17 protein-coding genes are annotated in these 14,664 nt (G+C 65.6%); 14 read left to right on the top strand and 3 right to left on the bottom strand.

The window, feature by feature from the left end:
• Nucleotides 1-10 precede the first annotated feature (10 nt).
• Nucleotides 11-1,258, bottom strand: a complete 1,248-nt coding sequence (locus PGN27_RS11355; protein ID WP_335326209.1) for a cytochrome P450 — start codon at nucleotides 1,256-1,258, stop codon at nucleotides 11-13.
• 169 nt (nucleotides 1,259-1,427) lie between these two features.
• Here PGN27_RS11355 and PGN27_RS11360 point away from each other — a divergent pair, with 169 nt between their 5' ends.
• From PGN27_RS11360 to PGN27_RS11380, 5 genes are read left to right on the top strand one after another with little or no spacing between them, the layout of a single operon-like run.
• Nucleotides 1,428-2,591, top strand: coding sequence for a steroid 3-ketoacyl-CoA thiolase (locus tag PGN27_RS11360; protein ID WP_335326210.1), 1,164 nt, complete (start codon nucleotides 1,428-1,430; stop codon nucleotides 2,589-2,591).
• A 1-nt stretch (nucleotide 2,592) separates the two neighbouring features.
• Entirely contained in the window at nucleotides 2,593-2,967 is a 375-nt protein-coding gene (locus PGN27_RS11365) for a DUF8021 domain-containing protein (protein WP_335326211.1), read from the top strand.
• Between the two features lie 9 nt (nucleotides 2,968-2,976).
• The gene (locus PGN27_RS11370) at nucleotides 2,977-3,462 is read left to right on the top strand and encodes a nitroreductase family deazaflavin-dependent oxidoreductase (protein WP_335326212.1); all 486 of its coding nucleotides are present in this window, start codon (nucleotides 2,977-2,979) and stop codon (nucleotides 3,460-3,462) included.
• Nucleotides 3,459-3,755 (top strand): hypothetical protein, encoded by a 297-nt coding sequence (locus PGN27_RS11375; RefSeq protein WP_335326213.1) that lies wholly within the window; start codon nucleotides 3,459-3,461, stop codon nucleotides 3,753-3,755. Before PGN27_RS11370 ends, PGN27_RS11375 begins: the two co-directional genes overlap by 4 nt.
• Nucleotides 3,756-3,795: 40 nt before the next feature.
• On the top strand, nucleotides 3,796-4,239 hold the full coding sequence (locus tag PGN27_RS11380) for a nitroreductase family deazaflavin-dependent oxidoreductase (RefSeq protein ID WP_335326214.1): 444 nt from the start codon (nucleotides 3,796-3,798) through the stop codon (nucleotides 4,237-4,239).
• A 66-nt stretch (nucleotides 4,240-4,305) separates the two neighbouring features.
• Here PGN27_RS11380 and PGN27_RS11385 read toward each other — a convergent pair whose 3' ends face one another.
• Both PGN27_RS11385 and PGN27_RS11390 read right to left on the bottom strand, forming a co-directional pair.
• The gene (locus tag PGN27_RS11385) at nucleotides 4,306-5,211 is read right to left on the bottom strand and encodes an SDR family oxidoreductase (RefSeq protein WP_335326215.1); all 906 of its coding nucleotides are present in this window, start codon (nucleotides 5,209-5,211) and stop codon (nucleotides 4,306-4,308) included.
• Between the two features lie 14 nt (nucleotides 5,212-5,225).
• Nucleotides 5,226-5,972, bottom strand: coding sequence for an SDR family oxidoreductase (locus PGN27_RS11390; protein ID WP_335328709.1), 747 nt, complete (start codon nucleotides 5,970-5,972; stop codon nucleotides 5,226-5,228).
• Between the two features lie 87 nt (nucleotides 5,973-6,059).
• On the opposite strand from PGN27_RS11390, the gene echA20 reads away from it, so the two are divergent.
• The 9 genes from echA20 to hpxO all read left to right on the top strand — a co-directional run bounded on the left by echA20 (nucleotide 6,060) and on the right by hpxO (nucleotide 14,662).
• Nucleotides 6,060-6,833, top strand: coding sequence for a (7aS)-7a-methyl-1,5-dioxo-2,3,5,6,7,7a-hexahydro-1H-indene-carboxyl-CoA hydrolase (echA20, locus tag PGN27_RS11395; protein WP_335326216.1), 774 nt, complete (start codon nucleotides 6,060-6,062; stop codon nucleotides 6,831-6,833).
• Complete coding sequence (gene ipdA, locus PGN27_RS11400) at nucleotides 6,830-7,699, top strand: cholesterol ring-cleaving hydrolase subunit IpdA (protein ID WP_335326217.1); 870 nt, start codon at nucleotides 6,830-6,832, stop codon at nucleotides 7,697-7,699. Before echA20 ends, ipdA begins: the two co-directional genes overlap by 4 nt.
• The gene (gene ipdB / locus PGN27_RS11405; RefSeq protein ID WP_335326218.1) at nucleotides 7,696-8,445 is read left to right on the top strand and encodes a cholesterol ring-cleaving hydrolase subunit IpdB; all 750 of its coding nucleotides are present in this window, start codon (nucleotides 7,696-7,698) and stop codon (nucleotides 8,443-8,445) included. The genes ipdA and ipdB overlap by 4 nt, the downstream gene beginning before the upstream one ends.
• 2 nt (nucleotides 8,446-8,447) lie before the next feature.
• Nucleotides 8,448-9,521, top strand: coding sequence for a (3aS,4S,5R,7aS)-5-hydroxy-7a-methyl-1-oxo-octahydro-1H-indene-4-carboxyl-CoA dehydrogenase (gene ipdC / locus PGN27_RS11410; RefSeq protein ID WP_335326219.1), 1,074 nt, complete (start codon nucleotides 8,448-8,450; stop codon nucleotides 9,519-9,521).
• Between the two features lie 56 nt (nucleotides 9,522-9,577).
• Nucleotides 9,578-10,690 carry an NDMA-dependent alcohol dehydrogenase gene (locus PGN27_RS11415; protein ID WP_019512528.1) on the top strand — a complete coding sequence of 371 codons (1,113 nt, stop codon included), beginning with the start codon at nucleotides 9,578-9,580 and terminating at the stop codon, nucleotides 10,688-10,690.
• 82 nt (nucleotides 10,691-10,772) lie between these two features.
• Nucleotides 10,773-12,674: a PbuX/PucJ/PucK family nucleobase permease gene (locus PGN27_RS11420; RefSeq protein WP_335326220.1), complete on the top strand. Its 1,902-nt coding sequence runs from the start codon at nucleotides 10,773-10,775 to the stop codon at nucleotides 12,672-12,674.
• Nucleotides 12,671-13,168 carry a 2-oxo-4-hydroxy-4-carboxy-5-ureidoimidazoline decarboxylase gene (gene uraD / locus PGN27_RS11425; protein WP_335326221.1) on the top strand — a complete coding sequence of 166 codons (498 nt, stop codon included), beginning with the start codon at nucleotides 12,671-12,673 and terminating at the stop codon, nucleotides 13,166-13,168. Before PGN27_RS11420 ends, uraD begins: the two co-directional genes overlap by 4 nt.
• 8 nt (nucleotides 13,169-13,176) lie before the next feature.
• A complete protein-coding gene (gene uraH / locus PGN27_RS11430; protein WP_335326222.1) occupies nucleotides 13,177-13,494 on the top strand; it encodes a hydroxyisourate hydrolase in 318 nt (105 codons plus the stop codon).
• Between the two features lie 4 nt (nucleotides 13,495-13,498).
• Nucleotides 13,499-14,662, top strand: a complete 1,164-nt coding sequence (gene hpxO / locus PGN27_RS11435; RefSeq protein ID WP_335326223.1) for an FAD-dependent urate hydroxylase HpxO — start codon at nucleotides 13,499-13,501, stop codon at nucleotides 14,660-14,662.
• The last annotated feature ends 2 nt before the right edge of the window (nucleotides 14,663-14,664 follow it).

Below are 14,664 nucleotides of genomic sequence, written 5' to 3' on the forward strand. Positions count from 1 at the left end.
CAGGATTCTCCTAGCTCGCGGCGCCTGCGCCGGTGTAGTCGACCTGCCAGTGCTTGATCCCGTTGAGCCAGCCGGACTTCAACCGCTCCGGCTCGCCGACCGGAGTGATGTCGGGCATCACGTCGGCGATCGCGTTGAAGATCAGGTTGATGGTCATGCGGGCCAGGTTGGCGCCGATGCAGTAGTGCGCACCGGTGCCACCGAATCCGACGTGCGGGTTGGGATCACGCAGGATGTTGAACTGGTGCGGGTTGTCGAACGCCTCGTCGTCGAAATTGGCGGCGCGGTAGGACATCACCACACGGTCGCCCTTCTTGATCTTCACACCGGAGAGCTCGGTGTCCTCCAGCGCCGTGCGCTGGAACGCCGAAACCGGTGTCGCCCAACGGATGATCTCGTCGGCGGCGGTGCCGGGACGTTCCTTCTTGTAGAGCTCCCACTGATCAGGGTTGTCGGCGAAGGCGATCATGCCGTGGGTGATCGAGTTACGGGTGGTCTCGTTGCCCGCGACGGCGAGCATGACCACGAAGAAGCCGAACTCGTCATCGGAGAGCTTCTCACCCTCGATATCGGCCTCGATCAGCTTGGTAACGATGTCCTCGGTCGGGTTCTGTGCCCGTTCCTCGGCCATCTTCATGGCGTAGGTGATGAGTTCGAAGGAGGACATCGCCGGGTCGATGTCGGCGTACTCGGGATCCTCGCCCGCAGTCATTTCGTTGGACCAGCGGAAGATCTTGTCGCGGTCATCTTGGGGCACACCGAGCAGTTCGGCGATGGCCTGCAACGGCAATTCGCAGGAAACCTGCTCGACGAAATCGCCGGATCCGGCTGCCGCAGCGGTCTCGGCGATCTTGCGGGCACGGGCCCGCAATTCGTCTTCGAGCCGACCGATGGCACGCGGGGTGAATCCGCGCGAGATGATCTTGCGCAACCGGGTGTGCTGTGGCGCGTCCATATTGAGCAGCACGGCCTTCTGCAGATCGATGGCGTCCCGAGTCATCTCCTGCGGCCAGACCGGGATGGCGCCGTCGGGTGAGCTGCCGAAGACGTCGTTACGCTTGGAGACCTCTTTGACGTCGGCATGCTTGGTGACGATCCAATAGCCCTTGTCACCGAAGCCCCCGGTTCCTTCCGGGACATCCACCCAGTGGACGGGCTCGGAGCGGCGAATCTCCGCCAACTCCTCCACGGGCAGGCGTTCGAGGTTCAGACTGGCGTCCAGCGGGTCGAAGCCCTTGGGCAGGTTGGGGCTGGGCATGCAGAGATCTCCTTGCTCAAATCGGGGCATGTCACCGGCCACAACGGGTGCCGAGACAATCCCTTCTAGTACTACTCGCGAACCATTGAAACATGCCTTCACCGCAGATAAAAGGCGCGGCAGCATCCTCGCTTGTCAGAGTAATGAAACGTGTTCTAGCCTGACAAGCATGGGTAATCCTGTCATCGTCGAAGCCACCCGCAGCCCGATCGGCAAGCGCAACGGCTGGCTGTCCGGGCTGCACGCCACCGAACTTCTTGGCGCCGTCCAGAAGGCAGTCGTCGAGAAGGCGGGTATCGACGCCGGCGAGGTCGAACAGCTCATCGGCGGCTGTGTCACCCAGTACGGCGAGCAGTCCAACAACATCACCCGGGTCGGCTGGCTGACCGCGGGGTTGCCCGAGCACGTGGGTGCCACCACCATCGACTGCCAGTGCGGCAGCGCCCAGCAGGCCAACCATCTGATCGCGGGCCTGATCGCCACCGGTGCGATCGATATCGGCATCGCATGCGGTATCGAAGCGATGAGCCGGGTGGGCCTCGGCGCCAACGCCGGCCCCGATCGCGGTCTCATCCGCGCCTCGTCCTGGGATATCGACATGCCCAACCAGTTCGAGGCCGCCGAGCGGATCGCCAAGCGCCGCGGGATCACCCGGGCCGACCTGGATGCGTTCGGATTGGCCTCGCAGGCCAAGGCCAAGCAGGCCTGGGCCGAGGGTCGCTTCGATCGCGAGATCTCGCCGATCTCGGCGCCAGTGCTCGATGAGAACAAGCGCCCCACCGACGAGTGGGCACCCGTGACCCGCGACCAGGGCCTGCGCGACACCACCGCCGAAGGTCTGGCCGCACTGAAGCCGGTCATGGAAGGAGCCCTGCACACCGCGGGAACCTCCTCACAGATCTCCGACGGCGCCGCGGCGGTGCTGTGGATGGACAGCGATGTGGCCAAGGCCCACGGCCTCACGCCGCGTGCCCGGATCGTCGCGCAGGCCAATGTCGGCGCCGAAACCTACTACCACCTCGACGGCCCCGTGCAGTCGACCGCCAAGGTGCTGGAGAAGGCCGGGATGAAGATGGGCGATATCGACCTCGTGGAGATCAACGAGGCCTTCGCATCCGTCGTGCTGTCCTGGGCGCAGGTCCACGAGGCCGATATGGACAAGGTCAACGTCAACGGTGGCGCCATCGCGCTGGGGCACCCCGTCGGCTCCACCGGCGCCCGGTTGATCACCACCGCGCTGCACGAGCTCGAGCGCACCGGCAAGAGCACCGCGCTGATCACGATGTGCGCCGGTGGCGCGCTGAGTACGGGCACCATCATCGAAAGGATCTAGCGTGCCGGCATCCGACGCCGAGCGCATCGCGGCCGCGCAGGCCTATATCGACGCGCTGTCGACCCATCGCGCGGATGCGGTCCCATTCCATCCGGAGTGTATCCGGATCGAGATGGGGCTCAAGACCGGAAGGTCCGGAGATCACCTGCGGCGCAGCCTGAACAACGGTCCGCAGTTCAAGGTCATCGAGAAGACCACACCACCGGAGTTCACCGTCGACGGCGATCACATCCGCGCGCGTTTCGATGTGCTGACCAAACCGCGGCTCTTCGGTCGACGCGTGTGTTCCCACGTCGATGAGACGTTTCTGATCCCTGCCCACGATCCTCGGATCCACCACATCCGGGCGTCGCTCAAGCCGTTCATCAGCCGATAGGTTTCAGCCATGGCCACACCCCCCAAGCCCCTGAGCCCCAAACAGATCGAAGGCCTCAACTCGAAGGCAGTCGGCACCGGCATCAAATGGATGTCGCGCGTGAACACCTGGATCTTCAAGAAATCCGGCGGAAAGCTGGGCAACAAGTTCCTGCGCGGCGCCGAGGTCGGCATCCTGACCACCACCGGCCGCAAGTCCGGGGAGCCACGAGACAGCCCGCTGCTGTTCCTGCAGGAGGGCAGGCGCATCGTCTTGGTGGCCTCGCAGGGCGGACGGGCCACCAACCCGATGTGGTACCTGAACATCTTGGCCGACCCCAACATCACGTTCCAGACCAAGAAGGAAAAGCTCGACCTCGTGGCCCGCGAGGCCACCGATGCCGAGCGTGACGAGTACTGGCCCAAGCTCGACGCCATGTATCCCGACTTCGCGAACTACCGGTCCTACACCGATCGCAAGATCCCGATCCTGATCTGCGACCCCGCGGCTGCGTGAGCCCGAGCATCGGGCGGGCGGTCGCCGGTCTACTGGGCGCGACCGCGGCGCTCCTCTGGTCGATGTGCCTGTATCTCGTTGCCCGGTCCGGCTTTTCCAGCGATCCCGGGATCGATCCGCACGGTTACGGCCTGATGTTCGGAACCGTCGTGGGCCTGATCGCCGGGCTGCTGGCGGCCGTGGCATTGCCTGCCGCCCTGCCCGCCGATCGTCGGGGCCGCGCGACGCGGCGATCTCTGCTGGTCTTCGTGACCGTGACGGCGGTGCTGTATGCGGCGGTGTTCCTGCGATAGCCGCGTTTGCCCGGCCACAGTTCTGGGCAGAAAGTGCCGCATGGTCGATGTTCGCAATTCCGGTTTGCTCGCCGCGTCGATGAAGTACTTCGCCAAGGCGCACGTGTGGGCGTATCGGCGGACCGGCGGGGTGCTCGGCGCCCGCCTGTTGTGGCTGCCTGCTGCGCTGATCACCACCACCGGGCGGCGCAGCGGGCAAGAGCGGACGACGGCCACGCTGTGCCTGCGCGATGGTGACCGTATCGTGCTACCCGCCTCGTTCGGCGGGCGCGATCACGACCCGGCGTGGTACCTCAACATCAAGGACGACCCCGACGTGCGGGTCCAATTCGGTGCCGACGAGCGGGACATGACGGCCAGGGATGCCACGCCCGAGGAACGAAACCGATACTGGCCCAGGCTGACCCGAATCTACCCGCCGTATCGCGGCTATCGCGAAGCGGCCGACCGGGTCGTCCCGCTGGTGATCTGCGAACCGCGCTGAAAAGCGTGCGGTTTGTGGAGCCTCACCCGCCATGAGCGCGGCCGCGACTCCACAAACCGCGAGCAATCACGCTCCGAAGACCGGCAACGGGGTGCGCGACTTCGCCAGCAGGTCACTGACCACGGGTCCGAGCTCGGCCGGGTCCCACCGCGCACCCTTGTCGGCCTCGGCACCGCGTGCCCAGCCCTCGGCAACCCGGATGATCCCGCCCTCGACCTCGAACACGCGCCCGGTCACCTCTCGCGACTCGACGCTGCCCAGCCACACCACCAGCGGTGAGATGTTCTCCGGAGCCATCGCGTCGAACGCCGCGTCCTGGGTGGCCATCATGTCGGCGAACACCGTCTCGGTCATCCGGGTACGGGCCGACGGCGCAATGGCGTTGGCGGTCACCCCGATCCGACCCATCTCCGCCGCCGCCACAAGGGTGAGCGCGGCGATACCGGCCTTGGACGCGCTGTAGGTCGCCTGTCCGACGCTGCCCTGCAACCCCGCACCCGAGGAGGTGTTGATGATGCGGGCATCCACCGTCTTGCCGGCCTTGGACTGGGCGCGCCAGTACGCCCCAGCATGTTTCATGGTGGCGAAATGGCCCTTGAGGTGGACGGCGGTGACGGCGTCGAACTCCTCCTCGGTGGCGTTGACGAACATCCGGTCGCGCACGATGCCGGCATTGTTGACCAGGACATCGAGTCCGCCGAACGAATCCACCGCGGTCTGGATCAATCCCTCGGCCTCCGCCCAATCGGCGACGTTGGCGCCGCTGGTCACGGCCTCGCCGCCGGCGGCGACGATCTCGTCGACGACGCCCTGGGCGGCGCTACCACCGCCGGCCGGTGAGCCGTCCAGTCCGACACCGATGTCGTTGACCACGACGCGTGCACCCTCCGCGGCGAAGGCCAGCGCGTGCGCCCGGCCGATGCCCCCGCCTGCGCCCGTCACGATGACTACCCGGCCGTCGAGCAAACTCATGGAAATATCTCCTCTTACTTTTTGATGTCAGCTGTGGTGGTCGACAGATAGTGCGGCGGCTCGCCACCACCGTGCACCGCCAGCGCGGCGCCGCTGATGTAGGACGCCGCCGGGGAAGCCAGAAATGCTGTGGCCCAACCGATATCGGCCGGCTTGGCCAGACGCCGTAACGGCACGTTGGCCGATATGGCGGCGATCGACTCGGCATCACCGTAGAACAGGTCGGCCTGCTCGGTTTCGACCATGCCCACGACGACCGAGTTCACCCGAACCTTGGGGGCCCATTCCACCGCCAGCGTGGTGGTGAGATTGTCGATGCCGGCCTTGGCGGCACCGTAAGCCGCGGTTCCCGGGGTGGGCCGGTGCCCACTGACGCTGGAGATGTTGACGATGGTTCCGCCGGTCTCCTGCGTCTGCATGATCGCGTTGGCGTGGGTGGAGACCGACAGCGCGCCTATCAGATTCAGTTCGATGATCTTGGCGCTGAACTTGGCCGAGGCATCGGCGGCCGGCACGTACGGCGATCCGCCGGCGTTGTTCACCACCACATCCAGGCGGCCATGGGTTGCCACGATCGTGTCGATCAGGCCCTGCACGGCAGTGTCGTCGCGGATATCGCAGGAGTGGAATTCGTACGGCGAGCCCTCCACCGGCCTACGCGCACAGGTGATGACGGTGGCACCCTGACCGGCAAAAACCTCGCTGATGCCGGCGCCCACCCCGCGGACCCCGCCGGTCACCAGGACCACCCAGCCACCCATTTGCAGATTGATTCCAGCCGCGTCAGTCACTGTGCTAGCGTACCAAGCAAGTGCTTGCTTAGGTAGCGACCCCACGAGGAAGTGACCGTGTCAGAAAAACCGGAGCCCATCACCACCACGACAGTCGAGCCGGGCATCGTCTCGGTGACCGTGAACTACCCGCCCGTCAACGCCATCCCCTCGCAGGGCTGGTTCGAGCTCGGCGATGCCATCACCGCAGCAGGCCGTGACCGCAGCACCCATGTGGTGATCCTGCGGGCCGAAGGCCGCGGGTTCAACGCCGGTGTGGACATCAAGGAGATGCAGAACACCGACGGATTCACCGCGCTCATCGATGCCAACCGCGGCTGCTATCACGCCTTCAAAGCGGTCTACGAGTGCGAGGTGCCCGTGGTGGCAGCCGTCAATGGCTTCTGCGTCGGGGGTGGCATCGGCCTGGTCGGTAATGCCGATGTCATCGTCGCCTCCGATGACGCCAAATTCGGTCTGCCCGAGGTGGAACGCGGCGCGCTCGGTGCGGCGACCCACCTGTCCCGGCTCGTTCCCCAGCATCTGATGCGCAGGCTGTTCTTCACCGCGGCAACGGTTCCCGCCGAGACGCTACATCACTTCGGTTCGGTGCACGAGGTGGTGCCGCGCGGCGAACTCGACGAGGCGGCATTGCGCGTCGCGCGCGATATCGCCAGCAAGGACACCCGGGTGATCCGTGCCGCCAAGGAAGCACTGAACTTCATCGACGTCCAACCGGTGAACGCCCGGTACCGCATGGAGCAGGGCTTCACGTTCGAGCTCAACCTCGCGGGAGTGTCCGACGAGCACCGTGACGCGTTCGCCGGTACAGACAAGGGATCTGCCAAATGACCGATAAGAGAACAACGTTGGACGAGGCCGTCGCCTCCGTCGAGAGCGGCATGACGATCGGTATCGGCGGGTGGGGCTCGCGGCGCAAGCCGATGGCCTTCATCCGCGCGCTGCTGCGCACCGATGTCAAGGACCTGACGGTGGTGACCTACGGCGGACCCGACCTGGGCCTGCTGTGCTCGGCCGGCAAGGTCAAGCGGGTGTACTACGGGTTCGTGTCACTGGACTCCCCGCCGTTCTACGACCCGTGGTTCGCCAAGGCCCGCACCAGCGGTGCCATCGAGGCGCGCGAGATGGACGAGGGCATGCTGCGCTGCGGATTGCAGGCCGCCGCGCAACGGTTGCCGTTCCTGCCGATCCGTGCCGGGCTCGGCAGCGATGTCCGCGCCTTCTGGGGCGACGAGCTCAAGACCGTGAAATCGCCCTATGACGATCAAGAATTGCTCGCGATGCCCGCACTCAACCTGGATGCCGCATTCGTGCACATGAATCTCGGCGACGAGCGCGGCAACGCCGCCTACACCGGTATCGACCCCTACTTCGACGATCTGTTCCTCATGTCGGCCACCCGGCGATTCCTGTCGGTCGAGAAGGTGGTGTCCACCGAGGAACTGGTGAAATCGACTGTTCCACAACAGCAATTGATCAATCGCATGATGGTGGACGTAGTGGTGGAAGCACCCAACGGCGCACACTTCACCACCAATGAGCCGGATTACCGGCGCGATGAGAAGTTCCAGCGCCACTACGCCGAGGCCGCCGGTTCCGATGAGACCTGGGCCGATTTCGTCAAGACCTATCTGTCCGGCAGCGAGGCGGACTACCAGGCGGCGGTGCGCAAGTTCGCAGAGGAAGGTGCCCAGTGATGTCCGTGACCCGTGCCGAAGTATGCGCCGTCGCGTGCGCCGAGCTGTTCCGCGATGCCGGCGAGATCATGGTCTCCCCGATGACGACACTCGTCCAGATCGGTGCGCGCCTGGCACGGCTGACCTTCGCCCCCGAGATCGTGCTGACCGACGGCGAGGCACGCATGATCGCCGACACCCCGGCCATCGGCGCGCCGGCGGCGATCGAGGGCTGGATGCCGTTCAACCGGGTCTTCGAGACGCTGGCCTGGGGCCAGCGCCACGTGGTGATGGGCGCCAACCAGATCGACCGGTACGGAAACCAGAACCTGTCGGCGTTCGGGCCGATCCAGCACCCGACCCGTCAGATGTTCGGTGTGCGCGGCGCCCCCGGCAACTCCATCAACCACGCCACCAGCTATTTCGTCGGCAACCACTCCAAACGGGTCTTCACCGAGTCGGTGGACATCGTGTCCGGGATCGGCTGGGACAAGATCGATCCCGCCAACCCCGCCTACCGGTTCGCCGACATCTTCCGAGTCGTCAGCAACCTCGGCGTGTTCGACTTCGGAGGACCCGACCACCAGATGCGCGCGGTCTCGCTGCACCCCGGCGTCCAGGCCGAACAGGTCGCCGAGAACACGTCGTTCGAGGTGCACGGGCTCGACACCGCCGAGACGACCCGGCTGCCGAACGCCGAGGAGCAGCGCCTGCTGCGCGAGGTCATCGATCCGAAGTCGCTGCGCGACAAAGAGGTACGGGTGTAGCGATGGCGACACTGAGCACCGCACTGACCGAACTGGTCGGCATCGAGCACCCCGTCGTCCAGACCGGTATGGGCTGGGTGGCCGGTGCGCGACTGGTCGCGGCCACCTCGAACGCCGGCGGCCTGGGCATCCTCGCCTCGGCGACCATGACATTGGCCGAACTGCAGACCGCCGTCACCAAGGTCAAGGCCAGCACCGACAAGCCGTTCGGGATCAACATCCGTGCCGACGCCGGGGATGCGAACGACCGCGTCGACCTCCTGATCCGCGAAGGGGTCAAAGTCGCCTCCTTCGCCTTGGCTCCCAAGCCCGACCTGATCGCACGGCTCAAGGACGCCGGTGTGGTGGTCATCCCGTCGGTCGGGTTGGCCAAGCACGCCAAGAAGGTTGCCGGTTGGGGCGCGGACGCGGTGATCGTGCAGGGCGGCGAGGGCGGCGGCCACACCGGTCCGATCGCCACCACGCTGCTGCTCCCCTCGGTGCTCGACGCTGTCGCCGATACCGGGATGCCGGTCATCGCAGCCGGCGGATTCTTCGACGGTCGTGGGCTGGCCGCGGCCCTGTCCTACGGTGCGGCGGGCGTGGCCATGGGAACGCGCTTCCTGCTGACCAAGGACTCCACCGTTCCCGACGCCGTCAAGCAGCGCTACCTGCAGGCGGCACTGGACGGCACCGTGGTCTCCACCCGCGTCGACGGTATGCCGCACCGCGTGCTGCGCACCGGACTGGTGGACAAGCTCGAGAGCGGCTCCCCGGTGCGGGGTCTGGCCGCCGCGGTGGGCAACGCCCAGAAGTTCAAGAAGATGTCGCAGATGTCGTGGCGCTCCATGATCACCGACGGCCTGGCCATGCGCCACGGGAAGGACCTCACCTGGTCGCAGGTCATCATGGCCGCCAACACCCCCATGCTGCTGAAGGCAGGCCTCGTCGAGGGCAACACGGATGCCGGCGTGCTGGCCTCGGGTCAGGTCGCGGGCATCATCGACGACCTGCCGTCCTGCGCGGAACTCGTCCCGGCCATCGTCGCCGAGGCAGTCGAACACCTGCAGAAGGCGACTGCCTACATCCGTCCCTGAGGCGGAATTCGACGAATCACCGGACCCACGTACCGACCAGCTCGTAGCGTGAGGTGATGAAGATGGATGCGGCGGTTCTCTCGGAGATCAACGGAGACTGGAGTATCGAGCAGGTCGACCTCGACCCGCCCCAGGAGGGCGAGGTGTTGGTCTCCTTCGAGGCGACCGGGTTGTGTCACTCCGACCACCATCCGCGCACCGGTGACTTTCCCGTCCCGTTTCCGGTGATCGGCGGCCACGAGGGCGCAGGCATCGTCCAGGAGGTCGGCCCCGGCGTCCGCGACCTCAAACCCGGTGACCATGTGGTCGCCTCCTTCCTGCCCGCCTGCGGCAAGTGCCGGTGGTGTGCCAGCGGGCAGCAGAACCTGTGCGATCTCGGCGCGATGCTTCTTGCCGGAACCCAGCTCGATGGCACGTTCCGCCGGCACATCGGCGATCAGGGCATCTATGTGGCCCTGCTGCTGGGAACTTTCGCCCAGTACGGCGTTGTCTCCGACGCCTCGCTGGTCAAGATCGACGACGACCTTCCGCTGAACCGGGCGTGCCTGCTGGGGTGCGGTATCACCACCGGCTGGGGATCGGCGGTGAACACCGCCGAGGTCGCGCCCGGCGACACCGTGGTGGTGATCGGGGTCGGCGGTGTGGGAGCCGGCGCCATCCAGGGCGCAAGGATCGCCGGGGCCGCCCACATCATCGCCGTCGACCTGGTTGCCGAGAAGAGCGCCAAGGCAACCGAACTGGGCGCCACCCACTTCGTCACCTCGTTCGAGGAGGCCACCGCGCTGGCCGCCGAGCTCACCAAGGGCGTGATGGCCGACTCGGCCATCCTGACCGTCGGGCTCGTCGAGGGACAGATGATCGGCTCCGCACTGGACATGGTGCGCAAGGGCGGGGCGGTGGTGCTCACCGGCATCGCATCGATGACCGACGTCACCCCGACGCTGCCGATGGCGATGTTCACCCTGTTCCAGAAGCGACTCCTGGGCAGCCTGTACGGCGAGGCCAACCCGCGCGCCGACATCCCGAAACTGCTCAGCCTCTATCGGGACGGTCAACTGTTGCTCGACGAGTCGGTGACCACCGAATACAAGCTCGGTGACATCAACGTCGCCTTCGACGACATGTTGGCCGGCCACAACATCCGCGGCGTCATCCTGCACGATCACTGACCCGGCGCATCGGCCGCATCAGCAACGTGGGCGAAACGCGCGCGACACGAAAAGTAAGCACGGCTGCCGGATTCTGATCGGCATGTCGGCACCCACCAAGAGCCAGCGCAAGCGCGTGCACCCCGTCGACGAGGTGCTGCCCCTGCCCAAGCTCGCCACCTATGGTTTCCAGCACGTGGTGGCGTTCTACGCCGGTGCGGTGTTGGTCCCCATCCTGATCGCCAACGCGCTCGGGCTGTCGCGCGAAGAGCTGGTCATGCTCATCACCGCCGACCTGTTCACCTGCGGTATCGCATCCATCATCCAGGCCGTCGGGTTCAAGAATGTCGGGGTCCGGCTGCCGCTGCTGCAAGGTGTCACCTTCGCCGGGGTCGCGCCGATCATCGCGATCGGCCTGGCGCACGGCGGTGGTACCGCGAGTCTGCTCTACGTCTACGGTGCCGTCATCGTCGCCGGCGTATTCACCTTCCTCATCGCGCCGGTTTTCGTCCGATTGCTCACCTTCTTCCCCCCGGTGGTCACCGGCACCCTGATCACCATCATCGGTCTGTGCCTGGTGCCCATCGGGGCGTTGGATGCGGTGACCAATCCGGCCACCCACGAACCCGATCCGGGCAACCTGCGGTGGGTTCTGTATGCCCTCGGCACCATCGCCGTCATCGTCACCATCCAGCGGTTGTTTCGCGGATTCATGTCGACCATCGCCGTCCTGCTCGGACTGGTGGCAGGCTGTGCGGTCGCCTATGCGCTCGGCGATATGAACTTCGACCGGGTCGGCGAAGCGGCCATGTTCGGGTTCACCCCGCCGTTCGCCTTCGGCATGCCCAAATTCGACATCGTCGCGATCATCACCATGATCATCGTGATGATGATCATCGCCGTCGAATCCACCGGCAGCACGATCGCGACCGGAGAGATCGTCGGCAAGCGGGTCCGCCCGTCCGATATCGGCAACGTGCTTCGCGCCGACGGTGTCGCCACCACGATCGGCGGCATCTTCAATTCCTTTCCCTACACCGCGTTCTCCGAGAATGTCGGGCTGGTGCGACTCACCGGCGTCAAGAGCCGGTGGGTGGTCGCGGCTGCCGGCGCCATCATGATCCTGCTTGGCTTCCTACCCAAGGTCGCCGCCATCGTCGCGTCGATCCCCAACCCGGTGCTCGGTGGTGCGGCACTGACGTTGTTCGCCACGGTCGCCGTCGTCGGCATCCAGACCCTCGGCAAGGTCGACTTCACCGATCACCGCAACGTCATCATCGTCACCACGAGCCTGGCGTTGGCATTGTTGGTGACCTCGTACCCGGCGATCTCCTCGACACTGCCCGCCGGGCTGGACATCCTGTTCGGCAGCGGTATCAGTACCGGCGCCATCACCGCGATCGCACTGAACATCGTGTTCTTCCACCTCGGCAAGAAGGGGCCGCGGGTGGCGGGATCCGGGTCGATCACACTCGACGAGGTGAACACGATGACCCGTGAACGGTTCACCGAGGTGTTCGGCCATGTGGTGCAGGGCGTCGGGTGGGCCGCCGACCGCGCCTTCGATCAACGCCCGTTCGCCGATACTGCCGCCCTGCGGGAGGCCTTCCAAGATGCGGTGCTCACCGGCAACACCGAACAACAGCAGGAAATGCTCGACTCGTTTCCCGATCTGGGCGCCGAGGACGAGACCGGGCAGGTGCTCGCCGTCGACCACGTCGCGTTGAGCAATCTGGACTCCGACGACCATCAGGATGTGGTGAACCTGGCCGCGGCCTACCGCGAGCACTTCGGCTTCCCGCTGATCATCTGTGCAAGGGAGACCGAGCGTTTCGACCGGGTGCTGCGCAACGGGTGGTCACGGATGGACAACTCCGTATCGACCGAGCGGGCCTACGCATTGATCGAGGTGGCCAAGATCGTCAACTATCGATTCGCCGATCTGGTCGCCGATGCCAATCCCATTGCCGCGGCGCGATTCGGCAGGCTCAACGACCTCCCGTGAAGGCAATCGGACTGGACAACTTCAATTCCCTGTCCGAGCGTGGGCAAATGCATCTGCTGTTCGAGGTCTGCTCCTCGACAATCTGGGCTCGGCGGGTGTTGGCGGCCGCTCCGTTCCGCGACACCCAAGCCCTCTACGACCGGGCGGATCGTATCCTTGCCGAGCTGCCCGATGCCGAGATCGACGCCGCGCTCGATGGGCACCCCCGCATCGGGGGCCGGGCAGACAATCCGTCGTCGGCCCGCGAGCAGGCTCGGGTGGCCGATGCCGACGATTCGGTGAAATCGGCTCTGGCACAGAAGAACCGCGAGTATGAGCAGCGGTTCGGCTACGTCTACCTGGTGTGTGCCAGCGGCCGATCGGCGGAGGAACTGTTGGACATCCTCACCGACCGGCTGGCCAACGACCCCGACACCGAGCGACGGGTGATGCGCAATGAGCTCGCCAAGATCAACCGGTTACGGCTGGAACGTCTGCTGAGTGAACCGACATGATGGGTCATATGACGCTGTCGACACATGTCCTGGATGCCACCACCGGAAGGCCCGCAGCCGGGATGGCGGTCACCCTGACCGCCGCCGGCACCGTGGTGGCCGACGGCATCACCGACTCCGACGGCCGTATCCCGGAGTTCGGCGGAGAACTCGCCGCCGGGGTGTACCGGCTGCACTTCGACACCGCGGCCTACTTCGCCGCCGAGGGAATCGTGGGTTTCTACCCGGAGGTGGTGATCGCCTTCGAGATCACCGAACTGTCGGGGCACTATCACGTGCCACTGCTGTTGTCGCCATACGCCTACTCCACCTACCGCGGGAGCTGAACAAGTGAAGGTCGCCATCATCGGGGCGGGCATGGGCGGTTTGAGCGCAGCGATCGCACTGCGCCAGATCGGTATCGAGACTGCCGTCTACGAGCGCGTCACCGAGAACAAGCCGGTGGGTGCTGCGATCTCGGTGTGGTCCAACGGGGTGAAATGCCTGAACTATCTCGGCCTGCGCGAGGAGACCGAACAGCTCGGCGGGCTTGTCGAGACGATGAGTTACCTCGACGGGCACAGCGGTGAGACGATGTGCCGATTCTCCATGCAACCCTTGATCGATCAGGTCGGCCAACGCCCCTACCCCATTGCCAGGGCCGAACTCCAGCTGATGTTGATGCACGCCTACGGGATGGATGACATCACGTTCGGTATGACCATGGTCGAGGTCGCCGACGGTCCCGATGCCGCGACGGCCACCTTCGCCGACGGCACGACGATCCGAGCCGATGCGATCATCGGCGCGGACGGAGCCGGCTCGATCACCCGCGAATACGTGCTGGGCACCCCGGTGACGCGGCGCTACGCCGGTTACGTGAACTACAACGGCTTGGTCGCCACCGATGACGCGATCGGTCCGGCGACCGAATGGACCACCTATGTCGGTGACGGCAAGCGGGTTTCGGTGATGCCCGTCTCGGACGGGCGGTTCTACTTCTTCTTCGATGTCGTCGAGGACGAAGGGCTGCCCTACCGACGCGGCAGCGCCAGGGAGGTGCTGCGAGGACACTTCGCCGACTGGGCCCCCGGGGTACACGCCCTGATCGACACGTTGGACCCGCACAGCACCAACCGGGTCGAGATCTTGGATCTGGACCCCTTCGATACCTGGGTGAAGGGACGGGTTGCCGTGCTCGGCGATGCCGCACACAACACCACACCGGATATCGGCCAGGGCGGGTGTTCGGCCATGGAGGACGCGATCGCACTGCAATGGGCCTTCAAGGACCATCCTGGCGATGTGCAGGCGGCCCTGATCGCCTATCAGGACGCCCGCGCCGAACGAGCGGGCGAGCTCGTTCTCCGGGCCCGCAAGCGTTGCGATGTCACCCATGCCAAGGATCCCGAGGTGACCGCGCGATGGTACGAGGAGCTGCGAAACGAGGACGGCACCAACATACTTCGCGGCATCGCGGGCAATATTCTCGGCGGGCCACTCACCCCGATGTAGTG

The organism is Mycolicibacterium neoaurum, assembly GCF_036946495.1.
Classification (GTDB): Bacteria; Actinomycetota; Actinomycetes; order Mycobacteriales; family Mycobacteriaceae; genus Mycobacterium; species Mycobacterium neoaurum_B.

What these genes read in the sequence shown, in the direction of transcription:
- PGN27_RS11355 (WP_335326209.1), bottom strand. Translation starts at nt 1,258, where the DNA reads ATGCCCAGCCCCAACCTGCCCAAGGGCTTCGACCCGCTGGACGCCAGT.
- PGN27_RS11360 (WP_335326210.1), top strand. Translation starts at nt 1,428, where the DNA reads ATGGGTAATCCTGTCATCGTCGAAGCCACCCGCAGCCCGATCGGCAAG.
- PGN27_RS11370 (WP_335326212.1), top strand. Translation starts at nt 2,977, where the DNA reads ATGGCCACACCCCCCAAGCCCCTGAGCCCCAAACAGATCGAAGGCCTC.
- PGN27_RS11380 (WP_335326214.1), top strand. Translation starts at nt 3,796, where the DNA reads ATGGTCGATGTTCGCAATTCCGGTTTGCTCGCCGCGTCGATGAAGTAC.
- PGN27_RS11385 (WP_335326215.1), bottom strand. Translation starts at nt 5,211, where the DNA reads ATGAGTTTGCTCGACGGCCGGGTAGTCATCGTGACGGGCGCAGGCGGG.
- PGN27_RS11390 (WP_335328709.1), bottom strand. Translation starts at nt 5,972, where the DNA reads ATGGGTGGCTGGGTGGTCCTGGTGACCGGCGGGGTCCGCGGGGTGGGC.
- ipdA (WP_335326217.1), top strand. Translation starts at nt 6,830, where the DNA reads ATGACCGATAAGAGAACAACGTTGGACGAGGCCGTCGCCTCCGTCGAG.
- ipdC (WP_335326219.1), top strand. Translation starts at nt 8,448, where the DNA reads ATGGCGACACTGAGCACCGCACTGACCGAACTGGTCGGCATCGAGCAC.
- PGN27_RS11415 (WP_019512528.1), top strand. Translation starts at nt 9,578, where the DNA reads ATGAAGATGGATGCGGCGGTTCTCTCGGAGATCAACGGAGACTGGAGT.
- PGN27_RS11420 (WP_335326220.1), top strand. Translation starts at nt 10,773, where the DNA reads ATGTCGGCACCCACCAAGAGCCAGCGCAAGCGCGTGCACCCCGTCGAC.
- uraH (WP_335326222.1), top strand. Translation starts at nt 13,177, where the DNA reads ATGACGCTGTCGACACATGTCCTGGATGCCACCACCGGAAGGCCCGCA.